Below are 18,928 nucleotides of genomic sequence, written 5' to 3'. Positions count from 1 at the left end.
GTCGCAATGGCAGGCGCGAGCATAGGGCAAGGGGATAGCATACGGTGGGCTTCTCCATGATGAGTTGCCCGCAAGCGGGTGTCCGATATTGCCGCGGCAGGCATCGGACGCTTCCCCATGACCTCGATCAGGATGAATACGCATGAAATTGACCCTTCCACATGTCCTCTCCACTTGCCTGCTGGGCGCCTTGGGCGCCATCGGCAGCGCGCAGGCGGCTCCCGCCGACGCCGAACTGGTCGCTTTGGTGCAGCACCATGCGCAGGCGCAGAATAGCTTCGATCAAGCCGCCTTGAACGCCATCACGGCGGAGAATTATGTGGAAATATCGCCGGTCGGCGAGGTGGACGCGCGTGAAAAAATGCTGTCCTTCTACGCGCCCGAGCAGAAGCGGCCGAGTCCCCAGCTCCAGGTCGATGAACCGGTGGTGCGCCTGTTTGGCGATACGGCGCTCATCTCGGCGCGGCTGTCCTACCGGCTCAATCAGGAAGGGGCTGCCCGCAGCTTCGCCCTGCGCGCCGGCTATGTCGCTCGGCTTGTCGGCGAGCAATGGCTGCTGGTCAGCGCACAGTACACGGGCATCCGCCCGCCGAAACCGTGAAGTGAGCCGTGCCTGGCGCCCGGCCAGCCTACAGCCGCGCCTCGTCGCCCCACACGTGCCGCATGCTGAAATGCATGCCGGCATCGTCTTCGTGCAGCGACGAGACGATGGCGAACTGGCTGTCGCCCGTGTCGCGCGGCGTCATCTGCGATAGCTCGGCAGCGGCCAGCGGCGCGCCCAGCGGGTCGCTGAGCGGATGTACGTGGCCGGCGCCCCGTTGCGTCACCACCCCCAGTTCGCCGCTGCGCAGGCGTACCAGGGTGCCGGGCGGATACTTGCCCAGCAGATTGACGAATTGCTCGCCCAGCAGCGGGTCGATGGGCACGCCCTGGTCGAGGAAGATGTGCTGCAGCGCCTGGTCGGGCACGATGGAGCGGCGATAGTTGCGCGCCGAGACGCGCGCGCAATAGCGGTCGGCCAGGCCGATCAGCTTGGCGTTTTGCAGGATTTCATCGGCCGTGCGCCCCTGCGGGTAGCCGCTGCCGTCGTCGTTTTCATGGTGCAAGAGTACGCAACTGAGCCATTCCTCGTCGTCGACGCCGGCGCAGCGCAGCAATTCCGTGCTTTCCTGCGGATGCAGGCGCACGATGCGCATTTCTTCGTCGTTCAGGGGACCGCGCCGGTCCTGGAAGCTGTCGTGGTGGCGCAGCATGCCCACGTTCATCGTCAGCGCGGCCGCGCCGATCAATAATAGTTCATCGTGGGACTTGTGCATGCCGCGGCCCACCAGCATGGCCAGCAAGGCCGTTTCGATGCAGTGGCGCACGGCGTAGCTGCCGGCGATCTGGTTGAGCAGGATGCTGGCCAAGGCGATGTCGGCGTCGTGTTCGAGCGCGCGCAGCAGTTCGCGGGCGATATCGCGCACGTCGCGCTCGGCATTGCTTTCGCTGCGCAAGTCCAGCAGCAGCCGTTCCAGGCGCTGCGCCGCCTCATTGAGCAAGCGCAAGACGGAGGGCTGGTCCGGCGCGCCCACGTACAGGCCCAGCTGCAGCAAACGGCCCAGCTGCGTGCCATCCGTGATGATCTGCCCCTTGCGCAGTTGCGGGCCGGCACTATGGTCAGCCAAAAACAGATCCCAGGGCAGGGGTTCGCCGGGAACCAGGTCGGCCGGGCCGATGCGACGCTGTACCATCTGTCATCCTTTGCCCCGCTGCAGCGAAGCCATGTTCAGTGCTCGGTTATATGCTGCGCAGGCGCTCCAGCGCCAGGCGCAAGGTCTCGTCTTTCTTGGCAAAGCAGAAGCGCACGATGCCCGACTCCTTGCCCTGCGTGTAAAACGCGGAGACGGGAATGGCGGCCACCTTGATTTCCGCCGTCAGCCATTCGGCGAACTGCGCTTCGGTTTCTTGCGAAATGGCATCGTAGCGCACGCACTGGAAATACGTGCCGTCGGCCGGCAGCAGGGTAAAGCGGCTGCCCGCCAGGCCGTCGCGGAACAGGTCGCGCTTGCGCTGGTAAAACGCGGGCAAGTCCAGGTAGGGCTGCGGATTCGCCATGTAGCCGGCGATGCCGTGCTGCATCGGCGTGTTGACGGTAAACACGTTGTACTGGTGCACCTTGCGGAACTCGGCCATCAGGGCCGCGGGCGCCGCCACATAGCCGACCTTCCAGCCCGTCACGTGATACGTCTTGCCGAAGCTGGACACGATGAAGCTGCGCGCCGCCAGTTCCGGGTGGCGCGCGAGCGACGCGTGCGGCACGCCGTCATACACCATGTGCTCATACACTTCGTCGGACAATATTAAAATTTGCGTGCCGCGCACGATGTCGGCCAGCGCGGCGATATCGGCCGGGCGCAAAATCGTCCCCGTCGGATTGTGCGGCGTGTTGATGATGATCAAGCGCGTCTTGCTGCTGACGGCGGCGGCGAGCTTGTCCCACGGCACGCTGTAGCCTTGTTCTCCCACTTGCATCGACACCAGCACGGGCACGCCGCCGGCCAGCGCGATGGCGGGCAGATAGCTGTCGTAGGCCGGTTCGATGACGATGACTTCGTCGCCCGGATGCACGCAGCACAGGATGGCGGTGGTGAGCGCCTGCGTGGCGCCGGCCGTGACGGTGATTTCCGTGCCCGCGTCATAGCCGTGGCCGTACAGGCTGGCGTTTTTTGCGGCGATGGCTTCGCGCAGGGGCGCGGCGCCCGTCATCATCGGGTACTGGTTGTGGCCGGCGCGCATGGCGTCGCCGACCAGCTCGACCAGGGCCGGGTCGCAATCGAAATCGGGAAAGCCCTGGCCCAGGTTGACGGCGCCATGCTGGGCCGCCAGGCTGGACATGCGGGTAAACACGGTGGTGCCCACCAGCGGCAAACGGGTGGTCAGGGTGGGAGTCAGGTGGGGCAGGGACGGGCTGTTCATGAACGGTAGGGGCGCGGTGCGGAAAGTGGAATCGTTTCCCATTCTAGCGCAGCGCGCCCCCTTGTGTGCGGGGCTTTGGCGGCTCAGTCCGGCAAGGCCCAGCCTTCCGGCACCATGATCCTGAACATGCCGGCCTTGGCCGTCTTGCGGGCCAGTTTCAGCAGCGCCTTGTCCTTGGTGATGAGGATGTCGGCGTTGGCGTCGCGCGCCAGTTCGAGGAATTTCTGGTCATCCTTGTCCGTGCAGACGGGCAGGCGCACGCTGGAAGCGAAAGGCGCCACGACCGTGATGTGGGCGTCGAAGCGGGCGGCGGCAACGGCGCGGCTGGCTTCATCGAGCGGCAGATGTTTGTAATGCAATACGACCAGATATTCCGCGCGGCAATCTTCACGCGTGATGGCATGCACGGCGCCGCTTTCCATGGCCGCCAGCAGGGGCGCCCAGCGCGGGTCGTTGAAGACGAACAGGTCGAGGCAAACGTTGGTGTCGAGGACGAGTTTTTGTGGAGCAGGTATCATGTCGGCAATTCTATTCTGTAGTGATAATTTATGTTGATCGTGCTTTCGCCCGCCAAGAGTCTCGACCTGGAGACGCCGCCAACTACCTCGTTGCACAGCACCCCCGATTTTCTCGACCATTCCTTTCAACTGATCGAGCGCATGCGCCAGTTCTCGCCCGCCGAAGTGGGCAGCCTGATGGGCATTTCCGACGCCTTGTCGGCCCTCAACGTGGCCCGCTACGCATCCTGGACCCCGCAGCTGGAGGAGGCGCGCCAGGCCATCATGGCCTTCAATGGCGACGTGTATGCCGGTTTCGAGGCGCGCAGCCTGCAGCCGGCCCAGCTCGACTATGCCCAGTCGCGCGTGCGCATCCTGTCGGGCCTGTACGGCTTGCTGCGCCCGCTGGACCTGATCCACCCGCACCGCCTGGAAATGGGCACGCGGCTGTCGACCGCGCGCGGCAAGGATTTGTATGCGTTCTGGGGCGACACCATCACCAACGGCCTGAACCGTACGGCAAAAGAGCAGGGCGCCAAGGTGCTGGTCAATCTTGCTTCCGAAGAATATTTCAAATCCGTCAAGCCGCGCCAGCTGGACGTGCCCGTCATCGCGCCCGTGTTCGAGGACTGGAAGAACGGCAAATATAAAATCATCTCGTTCTACGCCAAGCGCGCGCGCGGCATGCTGGCCCGCTATGCGGCCGTCAACGCCATCCGCGACCCCGAGCAGCTGAAGCAGTTCGACGTCGACGGCTATGGCTTCGTGCCGGAAGCGTCAAATGATGCTAGCTGGGTGTTTCGACGTAAAATTGGCAACTGAATGCAGCGGACGGCTGGGGTCAGACCCGACGGGGGAATGCGTCCCAATGGGACGCATTCCGATCGCGTAGCGACTGACCCTTTGGTATAAAGAAAAAACCGGAGCAAGCTCCGGTTTTTTCATTTTACTGCCAGAATTTCCACCACTTGCGTTCCTTGTTCACCCCTTCCGGGCTGAGGAATGCCGTGTTCGGGTAGTTCTTGGTCAGCACGCGCAAGGCATCGTCGCGCAAGTCGGTCAAGCCCAGCTTGTCATACGAGCGGTACATGATGAACAGCGCTTCTTCGATGGCCGGCGAAGCGGCAAAGTCGCTGACCGTCGTTTGCGCGCGGTTGGCGGCGGCCAGGTAGGCGCCGCGGCGGTAGTAATAGCGCGCCACGTGCACTTCGTATTTCGCCATGGCATCGACCAGGTAGTTCATGCGGGCCAGCGAATCGGGCGCGTATTTGCTATTTGGAAACTTGTCGACCAGTTGCTTGAAGGCGGCAAACGCTTCGCGCGTCGCTTTCGGGTCGCGCTCGGTCGGGTCTTGCTCGTACAGGAAGTTCAGGAAGCTGATCTGGTCGTTAAAGCTGATCAGGCCCCGCAAGTAGTACATATAGTCTACATTGGCGTGGTTCGGATGCAACTTGATGAAGCGTTCGACGGCGGCCAGTGCCTGAGCCTGGTCTCCCGACTTATAATACGCGTAAGCGATCTCCATCTGCGCTTGCAGAGCATAGTTGCCGAAAGGATAGTTAGCCTCCAGCTTCTGGAACAGGCCGATTGCAGCTTCATAGTGCTGCCCGGCCATTTCTTCACGCGCCTCCGAGTATAATTTCGTAACGGACCAGTTTTTGGTCTCATCCACTTTTTCAGGCAACAAGCTGCAAGCGGACATGCCGAGCAGAACGACTGAAGCGACTACCAACGATAATTTTTTTTGCATGACGTTTTGCAAGAAGGTTTTAACCAAGATTTTACAATAGGCTGATTATAGCCGATGGGAATGCTGTGATATTAACTCCGAAGCCTAATTTGGCTGACCCCGCGTTTGACTCCCTTTCTGACCATGCTGCCGAAGAGGCGTTTGACGGCGATTTTGCCGCCGACGACGTCTTCGAGGAAATGGCCCCGATTACATTGGAACTGACGCCGGACGCCTGCGGCCACCGCCTCGATAAAGTCATCGCCCAGCTGGTGCCGCAATACTCGCGCAGCCGCTTGCAATTGTGGCTGGAAGCCGGTTTCGTGACCGTCGATGGAAAAGTTGCCAAACGCAACATGACCGCCTACGGCGACGAGAAGATCGTCATTCTGCCGCAAAGCGCGCCGGAAGACGAGGCTTTTAAGCCGGAAGCGATGGAATTGAACATCGTGCACGAAGATGAGCATATCATCGTGATCAACAAACCGGCCGGACTGGTCGTGCATCCGGGCCCCGGCAACTGGTCGGGCACCTTGCTCAACGGCTTGCTGCACCACTGCCCGCAGCTGGCCGGCGTGCCGCGCGCCGGCATCGTGCACCGCCTGGACAAGGATACGAGCGGCCTGATGGTGGTCGGCAAGACCCTGGCTTCGCAAACGGACCTGGTGCGCCAGTTGCAGGCGCGCACCGTCAAGCGCGAGTATTTTGCGCTCGTGTGGGGCACGCCGAAAATGGCGGGCACCATCGACGCGTCCATCGCGCGCCATCCGCGCGACCGGGTCAAGATGGCCGTCTCGGAAAACTTTACGGCCAAGCCCGCCATCACGCACTATGAATTGATCGGCAGCGGCGAACTCGACCGCCGTCCCGTGAGCCTGATGCAATGCCGCCTGGAAACAGGCCGCACGCACCAGATCCGCGTGCACATGCAGCATCTGGGCTTTGCGCTGGTCGGTGATTATGTGTACGGCAAGCAGCACCTGGTGTCCGTCTTCTCGCGCCAGGCGCTGCAGGCGCGCCGCCTGGGCCTCGTGCATCCGGGCACCCTGGAAGCGTGCGAGTGGATCGTGCCGCTGGCCGACGATTTCGCGCAACTGATCGCCACCGCCGGCATTCCCGAGCCGGAACAGGTCTGATGACGGCTGCCTTGCCTTATATCACTCCCCATTGGCCCGGCCTGCCCGCGAACGTGGGCGCGCTGGCGACCGTGCGCGCGGGCGGCGTCAGCCAGGGGCCGTATGGTGACGGGCAGGGCGGCGGTGGCTTGAACCTGGGCACGCACGTGGGCGACGAACCCGCGCACGTGGCGGCCAACCGCGCGCGGCTGGCTGGCGTCTTGCCATCCGAGCCGGCCTGGCTGTCGCAAGTGCATGGCGTGGCCGTGGCCGATGCGGCCAGCCTGGACGGTTGCGTGCCCGATGCCGACGCCAGCATCGCCACGCAGGCGGGCGCCGTGTGCGTCGTGATGACGGCCGATTGCCTGCCGGTATTGTTTTGCTCGACGGATGGCCTTGTCGTCGGCGCGGCCCACGCGGGCTGGCGCGGGCTGGCCAACGGCGTCTTGCAGCGCACGGTGGACAGCATGCGCGCGCAGGGCGCGACGGAGATCCTCGCCTGGCTGGGGCCGGCCATTGGTCCGCAGCAATTCGAAGTGGGACACGATGTGTTGCAAGCGTTCCGCGACGGTGCGCGTGATGATGCCGAACGGCAAGTATTGAGCGCTTCCTTCGTCGCCATCGCCGGCAAGCCGGGCAAGTACCTGGCGAATATTTATGCGCTGGCGCGCACCATGCTGCTGCGCGATGGCGTGGCGCAAGTGGCGGGCGGGGAATATTGCACCGTCAGCGATGCGGCGCAGTTTTACTCGTACCGGCGCGATGGCGTCACGGGAAGACAGGCCAGTTTGATCTGGCGCAAATAATCTGCACGGCAGACACTTATGTGTCTGCCGTTTTTGTTTTATCGTCTGCTGAGGCGAGCGCGCGGGCCTGCAGTTCCGCGATGCGCGCCGCCTTGCGTTTGCGTCTCCTCGAGCCCGTCAGATAGAATAGGATGGACAGGGGGATGACGCAGTACAGCACGAAGGTCATCACCCCGGCGACGATGGACGGTTCCGTCAGCGCCATGAGGCCGACGACATAGATCCAGGCAACAGCGGTCATGAGCATCATGAGTAGTGGCAGTCAGTAAGAGTTTGCATGCTTTGATCCAGAAGTATTTATTTTTGACGACGTTTGCGACGCCTGACAAAACCGACGCGCAGCAGGTTTTGTTCGGCGTCCCTCAATCTTGAATGGACTTAACTATCTATGAATATGCCCGATCCTCAAGCGATGACCAAGGAATGGATGGCGCAGATCAGCAATCCTGAACAGTGGAAGACGTGGTTCAACATGGTACCGCAGCCCCAGGGCAATCCGATTGCCGGCATTTTGCAGGATGCGGGCGCCAGCATCAAGCCGGAAGCGATCGAGCAACTGAAAAATGCCTACGTGGCCAAGCTGACGGGCTTGTGGGCCGACTTTATGGCCGGCAAGGCGCCGGAGCTGAAAGATCGCCGTTTCTCGGCACCCGCCTGGCACGCCAGTCCCCTGTCGGCCTTCAATGCGGCAGCCTATTTGCTGAATGCCGAGTTTCTCAGCGCCATGGCCGACGCCGTGGAAGCGACGCCGCACCAGAAGCAAAAGATTGCGTTTGCGGTGCAGCAAATCGTCGATGCCATGTCGCCCGCCAACTTTCTGGCCACCAATCCTGACGCCCAGCAAACCCTGATCGAGACCAAGGGTGAAAGCCTGGCCAAGGGCTTGAGCAACATGCTGGCCGACATGCAGAAGGGCCGCATTTCGCAATCCGACGAATCGGCCTTCGAAGTGGGCCGCAACGTGGCCACCACGCCGGGCACAGTGGTGTTCGAGAACGCGCTGTTCCAGCTGATCCAGTACACGCCGACGACGGCCACGGTACACCAGCGGCCGCTGCTGATGGTGCCGCCGTGCATCAATAAATTCTATATCCTTGACTTGCAGCCAGAAAACTCGCTTGTGCGCTATGCGGTGGAGCAGGGCAATACCGTGTTTTTGATGTCCTGGCGCAATCCGGACCTGAGCATGCAGCACCTGACGTGGGACGATTACGTGGAGCAAGGCGTGATCGAAGCGATCCAGGTCACGCAAGACATTTCAGGCCAGGACAAGCTCAATATGTTCGGCTTTTGCGTCGGCGGCACCATCGTCTCGACGGCGCTGGCCGTGCTCAAGGCGCGCGGCGAGAATCCGGCCGCCAGCCTGACCCTCTTGACCACCTTCCTCGATTTCTGCGATACGGGCGCGCTCGACGTCTTTATCGACGAGCCGCAAGTGGCGCTGCGCGAGCAAACCCTGGCCAAGGGCGGCCTGATGTCGGGCCGCGACCTGGGCAGCACTTTTTCGAGCCTGCGGCCGAACGACCTCGTATGGAACTACGTGCAGTCGAATTACCTGAAGGGCAAGGAGCCGCCCGCGTTTGACTTGCTGTACTGGAATGGCGACGGCACGGGCTTGCCGGGTCCCATGTTCTGCTGGTATCTGCGCAACACCTACCTGGAAAACAGCCTGAAAGTGCCGGGCAAGCTGACGGTGGCCGGCGAAAAGGTCGACTTGAGCAGCATCGACGCGCCCGCTTTCATCTACGGCTCGCGCGAAGACCATATCGTGCCCTGGGGCGCGGCGTACGCCAGCACGGCCGTGCTGAATCCGAAAAAGCCGAAAGCCAACCGTTTTATCCTCGGCGCTTCGGGCCACATCGCCGGCGTGATCAATCCGGCGTCGAAGAAGAAGCGCAGCTACTGGAGCAACGACAAGCCTCGCACGGCGAAAGCCAAGCCCTTGACTGCCGAGCAGTGGATGGAAGGCGCGACCGAGCACGTGGGCAGCTGGTGGCCCGAATGGGCGGCTTTCCTGGCCGAACACGGCGGCGCGCAGGTGAAGGCGCCGGGCAAGCCGGGCAACAAGCGCCACGCGGCAATCGAGCCCGCGCCGGGGCGGTATGTTAAAGTCAGGGCGGACTAGTTTACAAAAGCTTCTGGCCCGGCAAGACCGGCGTAATCTCCGGTCTTGTCAGGAATCTACTTTTAGTTGCGTTGCAATAAATGCGGGAATCTACTACCCTGATGTGCAATGGAGCCGTTTTCCACTCTATAATGGAAAACGTAGGCAGGTGCGAAAGCGGACCCACGTTCGCTTTTTTTTCGGATTAACTCAGTATGCGCTGCGGCGCAATAAGTGGAACTTGTGATGAGTAGTGCAAAAAAAAGTATAGACCGCCTGATTAAAAAATATCCCAACCGCCGTCTGTATGACACGCAAACCAGTTCCTACATCACCTTGACGGACGTCAAGCAGCTGGTGTTGGACAATGAGGTGTTTACCGTCGTCGATGCCAAATCCAATGAAGATTTGACGCGCAGCATCTTGCTGCAAATCATTTTGGAAGAGGAAGCGAACGGTGCGCCCATGTTCTCGAGCAGCGTGTTGTCGCAGATCATCCGCTACTATGGCCACGCCATGCAGGGCATGATGGGATCCTACCTGGAAAAGAACGTGCAAGCGTTCACCGATATCCAGCACAAATTCACGGGCACGTCGGCCGGCAGCTTCGAAGGCAAGCCTTTCAGCCCTGAAATGTGGACCCAGTTCATGAATGTCCAGGGCCCGATGATGCAAGGCATGATGAACAACTACATCGACCAGAGCAAGAGCCTGTTCGTGCAGATGCAGGAACAGATGCAAAGCCAGAGCAAGAATCTGTTCGGCACCTTCCCGTTCGTGCCGCCGGTACCTCCAACCGACAAAAAGTAATCGATCCGACACACTCACCGGGCGATTCGATCGCCTGGGAGTTGTATTGGCGTCATCAAAACAGCATAGTTCTGCCAGCAAGGGGCGGCTCGGGGTACAATAGCCGATTCGCCTCACCATTTTACTAGCTGCCAACTATGTCTGAAATTCACCGTATTCCCGTTCCTTCCGCCCAGCCCGAGGCCATGCTGGCCATGCCAGGTGCGGCGCCAAAAGTGGGCTTTGTCTCGCTCGGTTGCCCGAAAGCGCTGGTCGACTCCGAACAAATCCTGACCCAACTGCGCGCCGAAGGCTACGAAACGGCGAAATCCTACGCTGGCGCCGATCTGGTGATCGTCAATACCTGCGGTTTTATCGATGCTGCCGTGCAAGAGTCGCTCGACGCCATCGGCGAAGCGCTGGCGGAAAACGGCAAAGTGATCGTCACCGGTTGCCTGGGCGCCAAGAAAGATGCTGCCGGCGACGACATCATCATGAAGGTGCACCCGAAAGTGCTGTCCGTCACGGGTCCGCACGCGCTGGCCGAAGTGATGGATTCCGTCCATTTCCACCTGCCGAAACCACATGCGCCTTTCCTCGACCTGGTGCCGCCGCAAGGCGTCAAGCTGACGCCGAAGCACTACGCCTACCTGAAAATTTCCGAAGGCTGCAACCACCGTTGCAGCTTCTGCATCATCCCGTCGATGCGCGGCGACCTCGTTTCGCGCCCGATCGGCGAACTGATGATCGAAGCGGAAAACCTGTTCAAGGCCGGCGTCAAGGAATTGCTGGTCATTTCGCAAGACACTTCGGCGTATGGCGTGGACGTGAAATTCCGCTCCGGCTTCTGGAACGGCCGTCCTATCAAGACCCACATGACGCAGCTGACGGAAGCGCTGGGCGAACTGGCCAAGTCCTACGGCGCCTGGGTGCGCCTGCACTATGTGTACCCGTACCCGCACGTGGACCAGATCATCCCGATGATGAGCGGCGGCCACATCCTGCCTTACCTCGACATTCCGATGCAGCATGCGCATCCTGACGTATTGAAGCGCATGAAACGCCCGGCCAGCGGCGAGAAAAACCTGGACCGCATCCAGGCCTGGCGCGCCATCAACCCGGACCTGACCATCCGCTCGACCTTCATCGCCGGTTTCCCTGGGGAAACGGAAGCGGAATTCGAGTACTTGCTCGATTTCCTCAAGGAAGCGCAGATCGACCGCCTCGGCTGCTTCGCGTATTCGCCCGTCGAAGGCGCGACGGCCAACGCCATCGCCAATCCCGTGCCGGAAGAGTTGCGCGAAGAGCGCCGCGGCCGCGTCATGCTGCTGCAGGAAGAAATTTCCAAGAAACGCCTGCAAGCCAAGGTCGGCAAGACCGTGCGCGTGCTGATCGATGAAGTCACCCGCTCCGGCGGCGTGGGCCGCTCGTCCGCCGACGCGCCGGAAATCGACGGCGTCGTGTATGTAAAACCGCCGTTCGAGCCGCACCGCAAGCTGGCGGTCGGTCAGTTCGTCGACGTGACCATCACGTCCGCGGATGCGCATGACCTGTGGGGCGCTGCAGAATAAAAATTTTATGCAGGTGTAACACTCTGTCATACGTACGGCAGGCAAGGGCATAAGCCCTTACAATCAAGGCGGACCAGCACAGGCTGATCCGCCTTTTTTTTATTTGCCGACGCCATGACCACAATCAAATCCCCCCAGACGGCGCTGATCCACAGCGATTACCAGGCGCCGCAAGGCTTTGCGGCGTTTCCCAACGCCATCCACCATGCATCGACCGTGCTGTTCAAGGACGTGGCGGCCATGCGCTCGGGCGACTGGAAAGAAAAGAACGCCTATACTTACGGCTTGCACGGCACGCCCACCACGTTCACGCTGGAAGCGCGGCTGGCCGGGATCGAAGGGGGGAATCACTGCCTGCTGGCGCCGTCGGGCCTGGCGGCCATCGCCATGGCGGACTTTGCCCTGCTGAAGACGGGCGACGACGTTTTATTGCCGGAAAACATCTACAACCCGAACCGCGAACTGGGCCGCTGGCTGGCGCAGGATTTCGGCATCACGGCCCGCTATTACGATCCGCTCATCGGCGCCGGCATCGCGGCCTTGATCCAGGACAATACCAAGCTCATCTGGACGGAAGCACCGGGCTCCGTGACGATGGAAGTGCCGGACTTGCCCGCCATTTGCGCGGCCGCCCATGCGCGCGGCGTGCTCGTCGCCCTGGACAACACCTGGTCGGCGGGCCTGGCCCTGCGCGGCTTCGACCTGGGCGTGGACATCATCATGCAGGCGCTGACGAAATACCAGTCGGGCGGCTCGGACGTGCTGATGGGGGCGCTGATCACGCGCGAGCGGGCGCTGCACGACCGCCTGGCGCAGGCCCACATGCGTCTGGGCATGGGCGTGGGGGCGGACGACGCCTACCTGGTGCTGCGCGGCTTGCCCACCATGAAGCTGCGCTTCGATGCCCACGACAAGGGCGCGCGCGCGGTGGCCGCCTGGCTCAAGGGGCGAAGCGAGATCGCCACGGTGCTGCATCCGGCATTCGAAGATTGCCCGGGCCACGCCATCTGGCGGCGCGATTTCACGGGCGCGGGCGGCCTGTTTTCCGTGCTGTTCGATGCCCGTTACACGGAGGCGCAGACGGACCGCTTCGTTGATGCCTTGCAGTTGTTCAAGATTGGCTACAGCTGGGGCGGCGCGAACAGCCTGGTGATGCCGTACCGTATCGCCGCCATGCGCAAGGGCTGGCAGTTGCCGGGCCAGCTGGTGCGCCTGAACGTAGGACTGGAAGATCCGCAGGATCTGATCGCCGATATCGAACGGGCGTTCGCGGCGATGTAGCGGCGGCAGGCGGGAGCCTGCCGCGCATGCTGTTTACATCGGTACGGGACTGTTGTTGTTCAGGTCGATGAATCCGCGCAGCAAACGATACGCTTTCCACAGCCAGGCCACGCCCCACACGAGGAAGGCCAGCGGGATGCCGATCAGCGTGATCCACAGGATGGCGCCGACGACGATCCAGGCCACGTACCACCAGAAGGAACGGATCATCCAGCTGTGATGGCTGTACACGAAGGTCCCGGCCGCCTCATCCCGCTTCACATAATTGATGATGAGCGGAATGAAGGAAAACGCGCCCAGCGAAAACACGAAGCTGGCGCCATGTATCAGGTACAACCACCAGGCCAGGTTCTTGGTCTGCTGGAGTTGGGTATCCAAAATAATATCTTGTGACATGAAAGCTCCCGTCGTTGCTCAATTTTTAATTGTAACAAGCAAAGCGGCGCAGGAGCGCAGTCCATGCAAATAGGCAGAATACATTGTTGAAACGAAATCGCTATCCCACCCTGGCCGCGCGCGCCAGGACATGGCTGCGCCAGGCTTTGCCGGCCTTGCTGCTATGCGCCTCGGCGGCCCATGCCGCCGGTGCCCCGCTGGAGGCGGAGTTTGCCGCCGCCTTGAAGGAAGAGGGGCTGGCGGGCGCCGTCTGGAGCGAAGTCTTGCCTGACGGAACAGTCAAAGTCGGCGCGTCCGGCCTGCGCGATGCCGCCATGCGCATGCCCATGCAGGCGGACACGCGCATGCAGGTGGGTTCCGTGGGCAAGGTGGCGCTGGCGCTGGGCGTCTTGCGCCTGGTCAGCGAAGACCGGCTTACGCTCGACACGCCCCTGCAGCAAGTGCTGCCGGAACTGGTGCTGAAAAACCCGTGGCAAGCCAGTGACCCCGTGCGCATCCGCCACCTGCTGGCGCACACGTCCGGCCTCGACAATGTGCGCTTCTGGCAGGCGTTCAGCCTGAACCCGGCGCCGGACACGCCGCTGGCCGACGCTTTTGACGGCGACCGCAACCTGCTGCGCGTGCGCGCCCGGCCCGGCAGCCGCTACGCGTATTCGAACATGGGCTATGGCTTGCTGGGCATGGTGATCGAGAAAATCACGGGCCAGCCGTATGAACGCTATCTCGACGCGCAGCTGCTGCAGCCGCTGGGCATGGCGGACAGCACGTTCGCCTTCGTTACGCAAATGAGCACGCAAATGAGTACACAGACGGGTGCGCATGCCGACCCGCGCCTGGCCATGGGCTACTTCGAGCATGGCGTGGCGCAGCCGGCCGTGCCCCAGTATTTGCGTCCGGCCGCGCAATTTACCACCACGGCGGCCGACATGGGCAAGCTGGCGCAATTCCTGATGGGCGACGGCAAGCTGCAGGGCAAGCGCTTCATCGACCTGGCGCTGATGGGCGCCTTGTCCGAGCCGGCCGGCACGGATGCGGCGCAGGCGGGCCTGGCGACGGGCCACGGCCTGGCGCTGGCCGTGCGCGACCGCCACAATGTGGTGGGCGCCTGCCACCCGGGCACGGCCGTGGGATTCCGCGCCATGCTGTGCCTGTATCCGGAGCAGGACAGCGCCTTCTTCGTGGCCTTCAACACGGATGCGGAAGCAGCCGACTATGAACGCTTCAACCGCCTGCTGCTGCGCGACCTGGAACTGCCGCTGCGCGCGCCGGCCCCGCGCGGCACGCCTGCGCCCACGGTAGAAAACTGGCAGGGCGTCTACGTGCCGTCGCCCAGTCCCATGGCCAGCATGGCCTGGGTCGACGCCGTCTTCGGCTTTACGCGCTTGAAATGGGATGGCGAATCGCTGTTCCTGATCCCGTTCCAGGGCGAGCCGAAGGAGCTGGAGCCGGTGGGCGGCTTGCTGTTCCGCGCCAGCGACCGCAGCACGCCGTCGCACGTGCTGATGCAAGAGGATGGCAAGCATGTGCTCAGCGACGGCTTGCGCAGCTATGAGCGCGCGTCGATGCTGCGCATGCTGGTGCTGTGGGGCAGTCTGGCCCTGGGCGCGGCGGGCATGCTGTACGTGCTGGTGGTGGGTGTCTGGCGCGCAGCGCTGCGCCGCCTGGGGCGGGGCGACCACCTGTTCGCGCCCTTGCTGTCGCTGCTGGCGTTGCTGCTGCCGCTGCCGTTTTTCTATTTCCAGTCCTACCTGCGCCTGGGCGACGTCACCATCGCCAGCGTGCTGCTGGCGCTGACGACGGGCGCGCTGCCGCTGGCCACGGCGTTCGGCCTGGCGCGCTGCTGGCGCAGCCGTGGCACGCCAGCCGAGGCGGGTTCGTGGGCAAAGTGGGATTGGGTGGCCTTGCTGGCGGCCTTGCAGCTGCTGCTGGTGCTGGCCTGGTGGGGATTGCTGCCGCTGCGCTTGTGGCACCTGTAGCCGGCGCTCAGCGCCAGGCGTGCAGCAGCCGGCGCCACCAGCGTTGCGCTGGCCTTGGCTGGCTGCCATGTCCGGCGCGCCCGGCCCGCTTGGCGCGATAGCTGGCCGCCGCCATTTGCAGGCCGATGCGGTCCATCGCCGCCATCGCCTCCGCCTCCTGCGGCGACAAGCCATGCAGCAAGGCCTGCGCATGGGGATCGAGCAGGAAGGCGGCACGCAGGGCGTCGTCCGTGTACAGCCTGGCCAGATAGGTTTCCAGTGCGGGGGAACTCATGCGCTGCGCCCCGCGCGCAAGGCCGCGCGCGCCAGCTCCAGCTGGTCCAGCACGTGCTCGAACGACGGGTAATTGCCGTCGCGTTCGACGATCACCGTCAAGGGTTGCGGCGCCTGGCGCGCCAGCACGGTCAACAGGGCGAAGACGGCGGGCGGCACGTCGTGCAGATGGTCGTCCAGCAGGCGCTGGCCGCCGCCAGGCGCGGCTATCCAGTGGCCGCCGCTCAGGTGCACGGCACCGACCCTGTCCAGGGGCAGGCGCAGCAGCATTTGCTCCGGGTCGTGACCGAAATTGACGGCGTTCGCATACAGATTATGCAGGTCCAGCAGCAGTGGCACTTGCGCGCCGTCAAGGATGTGCGTCAGCCACCCGGCTTCGTCCAAGGTGCTGGCGGGCGGCTGGACCAGGGTGGCGATGTTTTCCATCAGCGGCGCGCTGCCGACGATGCGCGTGGCCAGCGCGATATTGGCGATGGCGCCGGCGGCGCTGCGCGGCGTGCGCGGCGGCGCCGCCAGGTGGCCGATTTCCACGCCGCCGGCGCGCACGAAACTCAGGTGCTCGGACCACGATTCCGCTTGCACCTCCTTCATCAGGCGCGCCATCGCCTGCAGGCGGCGCGGGTCGGCGGGTATCGTCGAGGCCAAGCCCATGCCCACGCCGTGCAGGCTGACGGGCACTTGGCGCGCCAGGCTGCGCAGGGCGGCGATGCCGGCGCGCGCGCCATGGTAATAATCGTCGGCGATCACTTCCAGCACGTCGACGTGCGCCAGGTTGGACAGGATGCCGGCAGCCAGTTCGCCGCGCCAGCCCAGGCCGACGCGGTCGCGCGCGGTCCCCTGGCTAGCTGCCACAGCCGCCGCCACCGCCGCAACCGCCGCAGCCGCTGCCGCAGGAAGAACCGTCGCCGCCGCCCGACGAGCCGCCGCCGGAGTCGCCCGAGCTGCCGGACGACGAATCGCCGCCGCCGTTTTGCCGCGGCACCGGGTACAGCTCGGCGACATACGCGTACACCGACGGCGGCAGGGCGCCGAGACCGAAGATGGCCGCCAGCAGGGCCATGTCGGCGCTGCTGCTGCCCGCCTGCAGGCGTGACGAACGCATGTTCAGCCGGCCAAACAGCATGCGCAGGTCGGTCAGCAGCCGCTGCGCGCTCCAGCTGGTCGCCTGGGTGCGCAAGCCGCGCAGCATGAGGAGAAAAATCGCCAGCAGCAGCGCCAGGAACAGCAGGTTGTAGTGCTGGCGGCTGATGGCGATGACGGCCTTGACGCCGGCCACCGTCACCAGCAGCCAGTGTGCGGCCCAGGTGATGCGTTCGCGCCGGCGCAGCAGCGGCGGGCCGACCAGCAATTGCTGCTGCGTCAAGGTGTCCTGGTAGGCGCGGCACGACGGCAGCATCTCGGCCTGCACGGCCAGTTCCTTGCTGTGGCCCTGGCGGCCCAGGTACAGCCGCAGCACGTCGCGTTCGATGTCATGGCTGGCGAAGCGCAGGCTGTCGGCGCTGGCCGTTTCCAGCAGCGGGCCGTCGGCGCGCAGCAAGCCGCGGTCGACCAGCACGATGGCGGCGATCTTCACGGCTTCGAGGGCGCCGCCGCGCAGGAAGGCGATGCGGTAGGGATCGTCGGCCAGCGACAGCTGGGCGTGCGGATTGCGCAATTCCTGGCGGATCAGCAGCTCGCGCGCGAGGTAGTACACGAGCATGCCGAAGATCAGGTAGGCCAGCAGGAACCAGGGCCCGCTCCAGTCGAACGGATTGGCGCCGTTCACCGCATCTGCTCCGCGGTTTCGCGCAGGTGTCCGGTAATCGTCATCAGGCCCGCAAAGGCGGGCAAGGCCTGCCCCGGCGCCAGGCGCGCCGTCTCGCGCGCCGCCGACATGGCTTGCAGGGCCGTGTGCAGGGCAGGCTCGCCCAGCTGGTCGACAAACGCTTCGAGCGCCTGCTTGCCGGACAGCCCGGACTTGCCCTCCAGCTGCGCCAGCGACGCCGCGGACGCGCGCAGGGGGCCGGCTGCATCGGCGATGGCGCCGGCCAGCTGTTCTTCATTCAGGCTCAATAGCAGATAGCGTTCGCGCATGCGCACCTGCTGGTTCAGCAGCACTTGCCGCAGCCGGCGCAGCACGGCGTCGCGGCTGGTGTGCAGGCTGGCGAAAGGGTCGACGCCATGCAGCACCTGGTGGCGCGCGATGATGTCGGCAAACTTGACGGCGAAGGCGTCGGCGGCCAGCGTCAATTCGCCCTCGAGCAGGAACATCACCTGCAAATCGATGGCGGCGTGCGCCAGGCGCAAGGGCCCGCGCAGCGCATCGGCCGCCTGCGGCGCAAAGCGCTTGAGCAGCAACAGCAGGTTGACGTCGGAGGTGGCGCGCACCTGGCCATCGGCGGCCGAGCCAAACAGCACGGCGGCGGCAAGGTCGTCACCAAAGGTGCTTTGCGCGGCGGCGACAAACACATCCAGGTGGCGTTGTATCTCTTCTGGCAGCAGTGGCGGCATGCGGTGTTCTTTCACGATGGGTTGGCGGGATGCGCATAAGTTTGCAATATAGCAAACTTATGCCATCGTGCGCGCACCGCCTGGCACCGGCTCAGGTCAACACGTTCAGCAAGCCGTCGAGTCCCACGAAGTTCAGCGCCACGTCGGCCTGCGAGCGCACCACGGGCTTGGCGCGGAAGGCCACGGACAGGCCGGCGATGCCCATCATCTTCAAGTCGTTGGCGCCGTCGCCCATGACGATGGCTTGCGATGGCGCAATACCCATCTCCGCGCACACGCGTTCCACCGTGCGCTGCTTTTCCTCGGCGTCGACGATGCCCCCTAACACTTTGCCCGTCAGCTTGCCGTCGACGATTTCCAGTTCGTTCGCGTGCGTGTAGTCGAGGCCCAGGCGCTCCTTCAGGCGTTCGGTGAAGAAGGTGAAGCCGCCCGACACCAGCAGGGTTTTCAGGCCCGCCTTTTGCACGGCCGCCAGCATGGTTTCCGCGCCCGGCGACAGTTTTAACCGTTCATCGTAGACGCGCTGCAGGGCCGACGCGTCGAGGCCCTCGAGCAGGGCCACGCGCTGTTTCAGGCTGGCGCTAAAATCGAGTTCGCCGCGCATGGCCGCTTCCGTGATGGCCGCCACTTGCGGTTTCAAGCCCTGCATGTCGGCGATTTCATCGATGCATTCGATGGTGATCAGGGTCGAATCCATGTCCATCGCCACCAGCTTGAATTCGCCGAGCTCGCGCTGGCCCATCATGTAGGTGGCGTCCAGCTGCGCCGCCTGGGCCGCCACTTCGATGGTGGGGCGCAGCGCGGGCGAGTAGGCGATCTGTTCGCAGCGCACGGCGTTCGGGCCCAGGCGCGTGATGGACGTGGGCGCGGCCAGCGCGGCGATGCGCTCGAGGCGGGCGCTATCGCCGTCCAGGCCCTGCAGGATCAGATTCATGGTGATGGT

At 63.7% G+C, this 18,928-nt stretch carries 20 protein-coding genes; 9 read left to right on the top strand and 11 right to left on the bottom strand.

Features of this window, described 5'->3' with window-relative positions:
* Window positions 1-142 precede the first annotated feature (142 nt).
* On the top strand, window positions 143-601 hold the full coding sequence (locus tag BZG29_RS17955) for a nuclear transport factor 2 family protein (protein ID WP_077405804.1): 459 nt from the start codon (window positions 143-145) through the stop codon (window positions 599-601).
* 28 nt (window positions 602-629) lie between these two features.
* Here BZG29_RS17955 and BZG29_RS17950 read toward each other — a convergent pair whose 3' ends face one another.
* From BZG29_RS17950 to BZG29_RS17940, 3 genes are all read right to left on the bottom strand, one after another.
* Window positions 630-1,733, bottom strand: coding sequence for an HD domain-containing phosphohydrolase (locus BZG29_RS17950; RefSeq protein ID WP_077405801.1), 1,104 nt, complete (start codon window positions 1,731-1,733; stop codon window positions 630-632).
* Between the two features lie 46 nt (window positions 1,734-1,779).
* A complete protein-coding gene (locus tag BZG29_RS17945; RefSeq protein ID WP_150130981.1) occupies window positions 1,780-2,958 on the bottom strand; it encodes a pyridoxal phosphate-dependent aminotransferase in 1,179 nt (392 codons plus the stop codon).
* 83 nt (window positions 2,959-3,041) lie between these two features.
* Window positions 3,042-3,476, bottom strand: coding sequence for a putative toxin-antitoxin system toxin component, PIN family (locus BZG29_RS17940; RefSeq protein WP_077405795.1), 435 nt, complete (start codon window positions 3,474-3,476; stop codon window positions 3,042-3,044).
* A 30-nt stretch (window positions 3,477-3,506) separates the two neighbouring features.
* Between BZG29_RS17940 and yaaA the strand changes: the two genes are divergently transcribed.
* Window positions 3,507-4,277: a peroxide stress protein YaaA gene (yaaA, locus tag BZG29_RS17935; protein WP_077405792.1), complete on the top strand. Its 771-nt coding sequence runs from the start codon at window positions 3,507-3,509 to the stop codon at window positions 4,275-4,277.
* Window positions 4,278-4,401: 124 nt separating this feature from the next.
* Here the strand turns inward: yaaA and BZG29_RS17930 are convergent, their stop codons facing one another.
* Window positions 4,402-5,205, bottom strand: a complete 804-nt coding sequence (locus BZG29_RS17930; RefSeq protein ID WP_077405789.1) for an outer membrane protein assembly factor BamD — start codon at window positions 5,203-5,205, stop codon at window positions 4,402-4,404.
* 89 nt (window positions 5,206-5,294) lie between these two features.
* Here BZG29_RS17930 and BZG29_RS17925 point away from each other — a divergent pair, with 89 nt between their 5' ends.
* Window positions 5,295-6,320, top strand: coding sequence for an RluA family pseudouridine synthase (locus BZG29_RS17925; protein WP_034781141.1), 1,026 nt, complete (start codon window positions 5,295-5,297; stop codon window positions 6,318-6,320).
* The gene (gene pgeF / locus BZG29_RS17920) at window positions 6,320-7,105 is read left to right on the top strand and encodes a peptidoglycan editing factor PgeF (protein ID WP_077405786.1); all 786 of its coding nucleotides are present in this window, start codon (window positions 6,320-6,322) and stop codon (window positions 7,103-7,105) included. The genes BZG29_RS17925 and pgeF overlap by 1 nt, the downstream gene beginning before the upstream one ends.
* 16 nt (window positions 7,106-7,121) lie before the next feature.
* On the opposite strand, the gene BZG29_RS17915 is transcribed toward pgeF, so the two are convergent.
* Entirely contained in the window at window positions 7,122-7,355 is a 234-nt protein-coding gene (locus tag BZG29_RS17915; protein ID WP_306558479.1) for a hypothetical protein, read from the bottom strand.
* A 138-nt stretch (window positions 7,356-7,493) separates the two neighbouring features.
* Between BZG29_RS17915 and phaC the strand changes: the two genes are divergently transcribed.
* The 4 genes from phaC to BZG29_RS17895 all read left to right on the top strand — a co-directional run bounded on the left by phaC (window position 7,494) and on the right by BZG29_RS17895 (window position 12,850).
* A complete protein-coding gene (gene phaC, locus BZG29_RS17910; RefSeq protein ID WP_077405783.1) occupies window positions 7,494-9,230 on the top strand; it encodes a class I poly(R)-hydroxyalkanoic acid synthase in 1,737 nt (578 codons plus the stop codon).
* Window positions 9,231-9,455: 225 nt separating this feature from the next.
* Entirely contained in the window at window positions 9,456-10,019 is a 564-nt protein-coding gene (gene phaR / locus BZG29_RS17905) for a polyhydroxyalkanoate synthesis repressor PhaR (RefSeq protein ID WP_010399000.1), read from the top strand.
* 194 nt (window positions 10,020-10,213) lie between these two features.
* Window positions 10,214-11,569 carry a 30S ribosomal protein S12 methylthiotransferase RimO gene (rimO, locus tag BZG29_RS17900; RefSeq protein ID WP_171985160.1) on the top strand — a complete coding sequence of 452 codons (1,356 nt, stop codon included), beginning with the start codon at window positions 10,214-10,216 and terminating at the stop codon, window positions 11,567-11,569.
* Between the two features lie 114 nt (window positions 11,570-11,683).
* Window positions 11,684-12,850, top strand: a complete 1,167-nt coding sequence (locus tag BZG29_RS17895; protein WP_077405780.1) for a cystathionine beta-lyase — start codon at window positions 11,684-11,686, stop codon at window positions 12,848-12,850.
* Between the two features lie 33 nt (window positions 12,851-12,883).
* Here the strand turns inward: BZG29_RS17895 and BZG29_RS17890 are convergent, their stop codons facing one another.
* Complete coding sequence (locus tag BZG29_RS17890; RefSeq protein WP_077405777.1) at window positions 12,884-13,246, bottom strand: hypothetical protein; 363 nt, start codon at window positions 13,244-13,246, stop codon at window positions 12,884-12,886.
* 86 nt (window positions 13,247-13,332) lie between these two features.
* Here BZG29_RS17890 and BZG29_RS17885 point away from each other — a divergent pair, with 86 nt between their 5' ends.
* Window positions 13,333-15,222, top strand: a complete 1,890-nt coding sequence (locus tag BZG29_RS17885) for a serine hydrolase (RefSeq protein WP_171985048.1) — start codon at window positions 13,333-13,335, stop codon at window positions 15,220-15,222.
* Window positions 15,223-15,229: 7 nt separating this feature from the next.
* Here the strand turns inward: BZG29_RS17885 and BZG29_RS17880 are convergent, their stop codons facing one another.
* From BZG29_RS17880 to serB, 5 genes are all read right to left on the bottom strand, one after another.
* Window positions 15,230-15,496, bottom strand: a complete 267-nt coding sequence (locus tag BZG29_RS17880) for a hypothetical protein (RefSeq protein WP_077405771.1) — start codon at window positions 15,494-15,496, stop codon at window positions 15,230-15,232.
* On the bottom strand, window positions 15,493-16,347 hold the full coding sequence (locus BZG29_RS17875) for a DUF692 family multinuclear iron-containing protein (protein WP_171985047.1): 855 nt from the start codon (window positions 16,345-16,347) through the stop codon (window positions 15,493-15,495). The genes BZG29_RS17880 and BZG29_RS17875 overlap by 4 nt, the downstream gene beginning before the upstream one ends.
* On the bottom strand, window positions 16,337-17,260 hold the full coding sequence (locus BZG29_RS17870; protein WP_077405765.1) for a TIGR04222 domain-containing membrane protein: 924 nt from the start codon (window positions 17,258-17,260) through the stop codon (window positions 16,337-16,339). Before BZG29_RS17870 ends, BZG29_RS17875 begins: the two co-directional genes overlap by 11 nt.
* Window positions 17,257-17,985 (bottom strand): nucleotidyltransferase domain-containing protein, encoded by a 729-nt coding sequence (locus BZG29_RS17865; protein WP_150130980.1) that lies wholly within the window; start codon window positions 17,983-17,985, stop codon window positions 17,257-17,259. Before BZG29_RS17865 ends, BZG29_RS17870 begins: the two co-directional genes overlap by 4 nt.
* Window positions 17,986-18,076: 91 nt before the next feature.
* A complete protein-coding gene (gene serB, locus BZG29_RS17860; protein WP_077409162.1) occupies window positions 18,077-18,919 on the bottom strand; it encodes a phosphoserine phosphatase SerB in 843 nt (280 codons plus the stop codon).
* Between the last annotated feature and the right edge of the window lie 9 nt (window positions 18,920-18,928).

The sequence above is a fragment of the Janthinobacterium sp. LM6 genome, from assembly GCF_002002885.1.
GTDB lineage: Bacteria > Pseudomonadota > Gammaproteobacteria > Burkholderiales > Burkholderiaceae_D > Janthinobacterium > Janthinobacterium kumbetense.
Note: the sequence above shows the minus strand (reverse complement) of the source record. Positions and strands in the feature narration are given on the sequence as shown.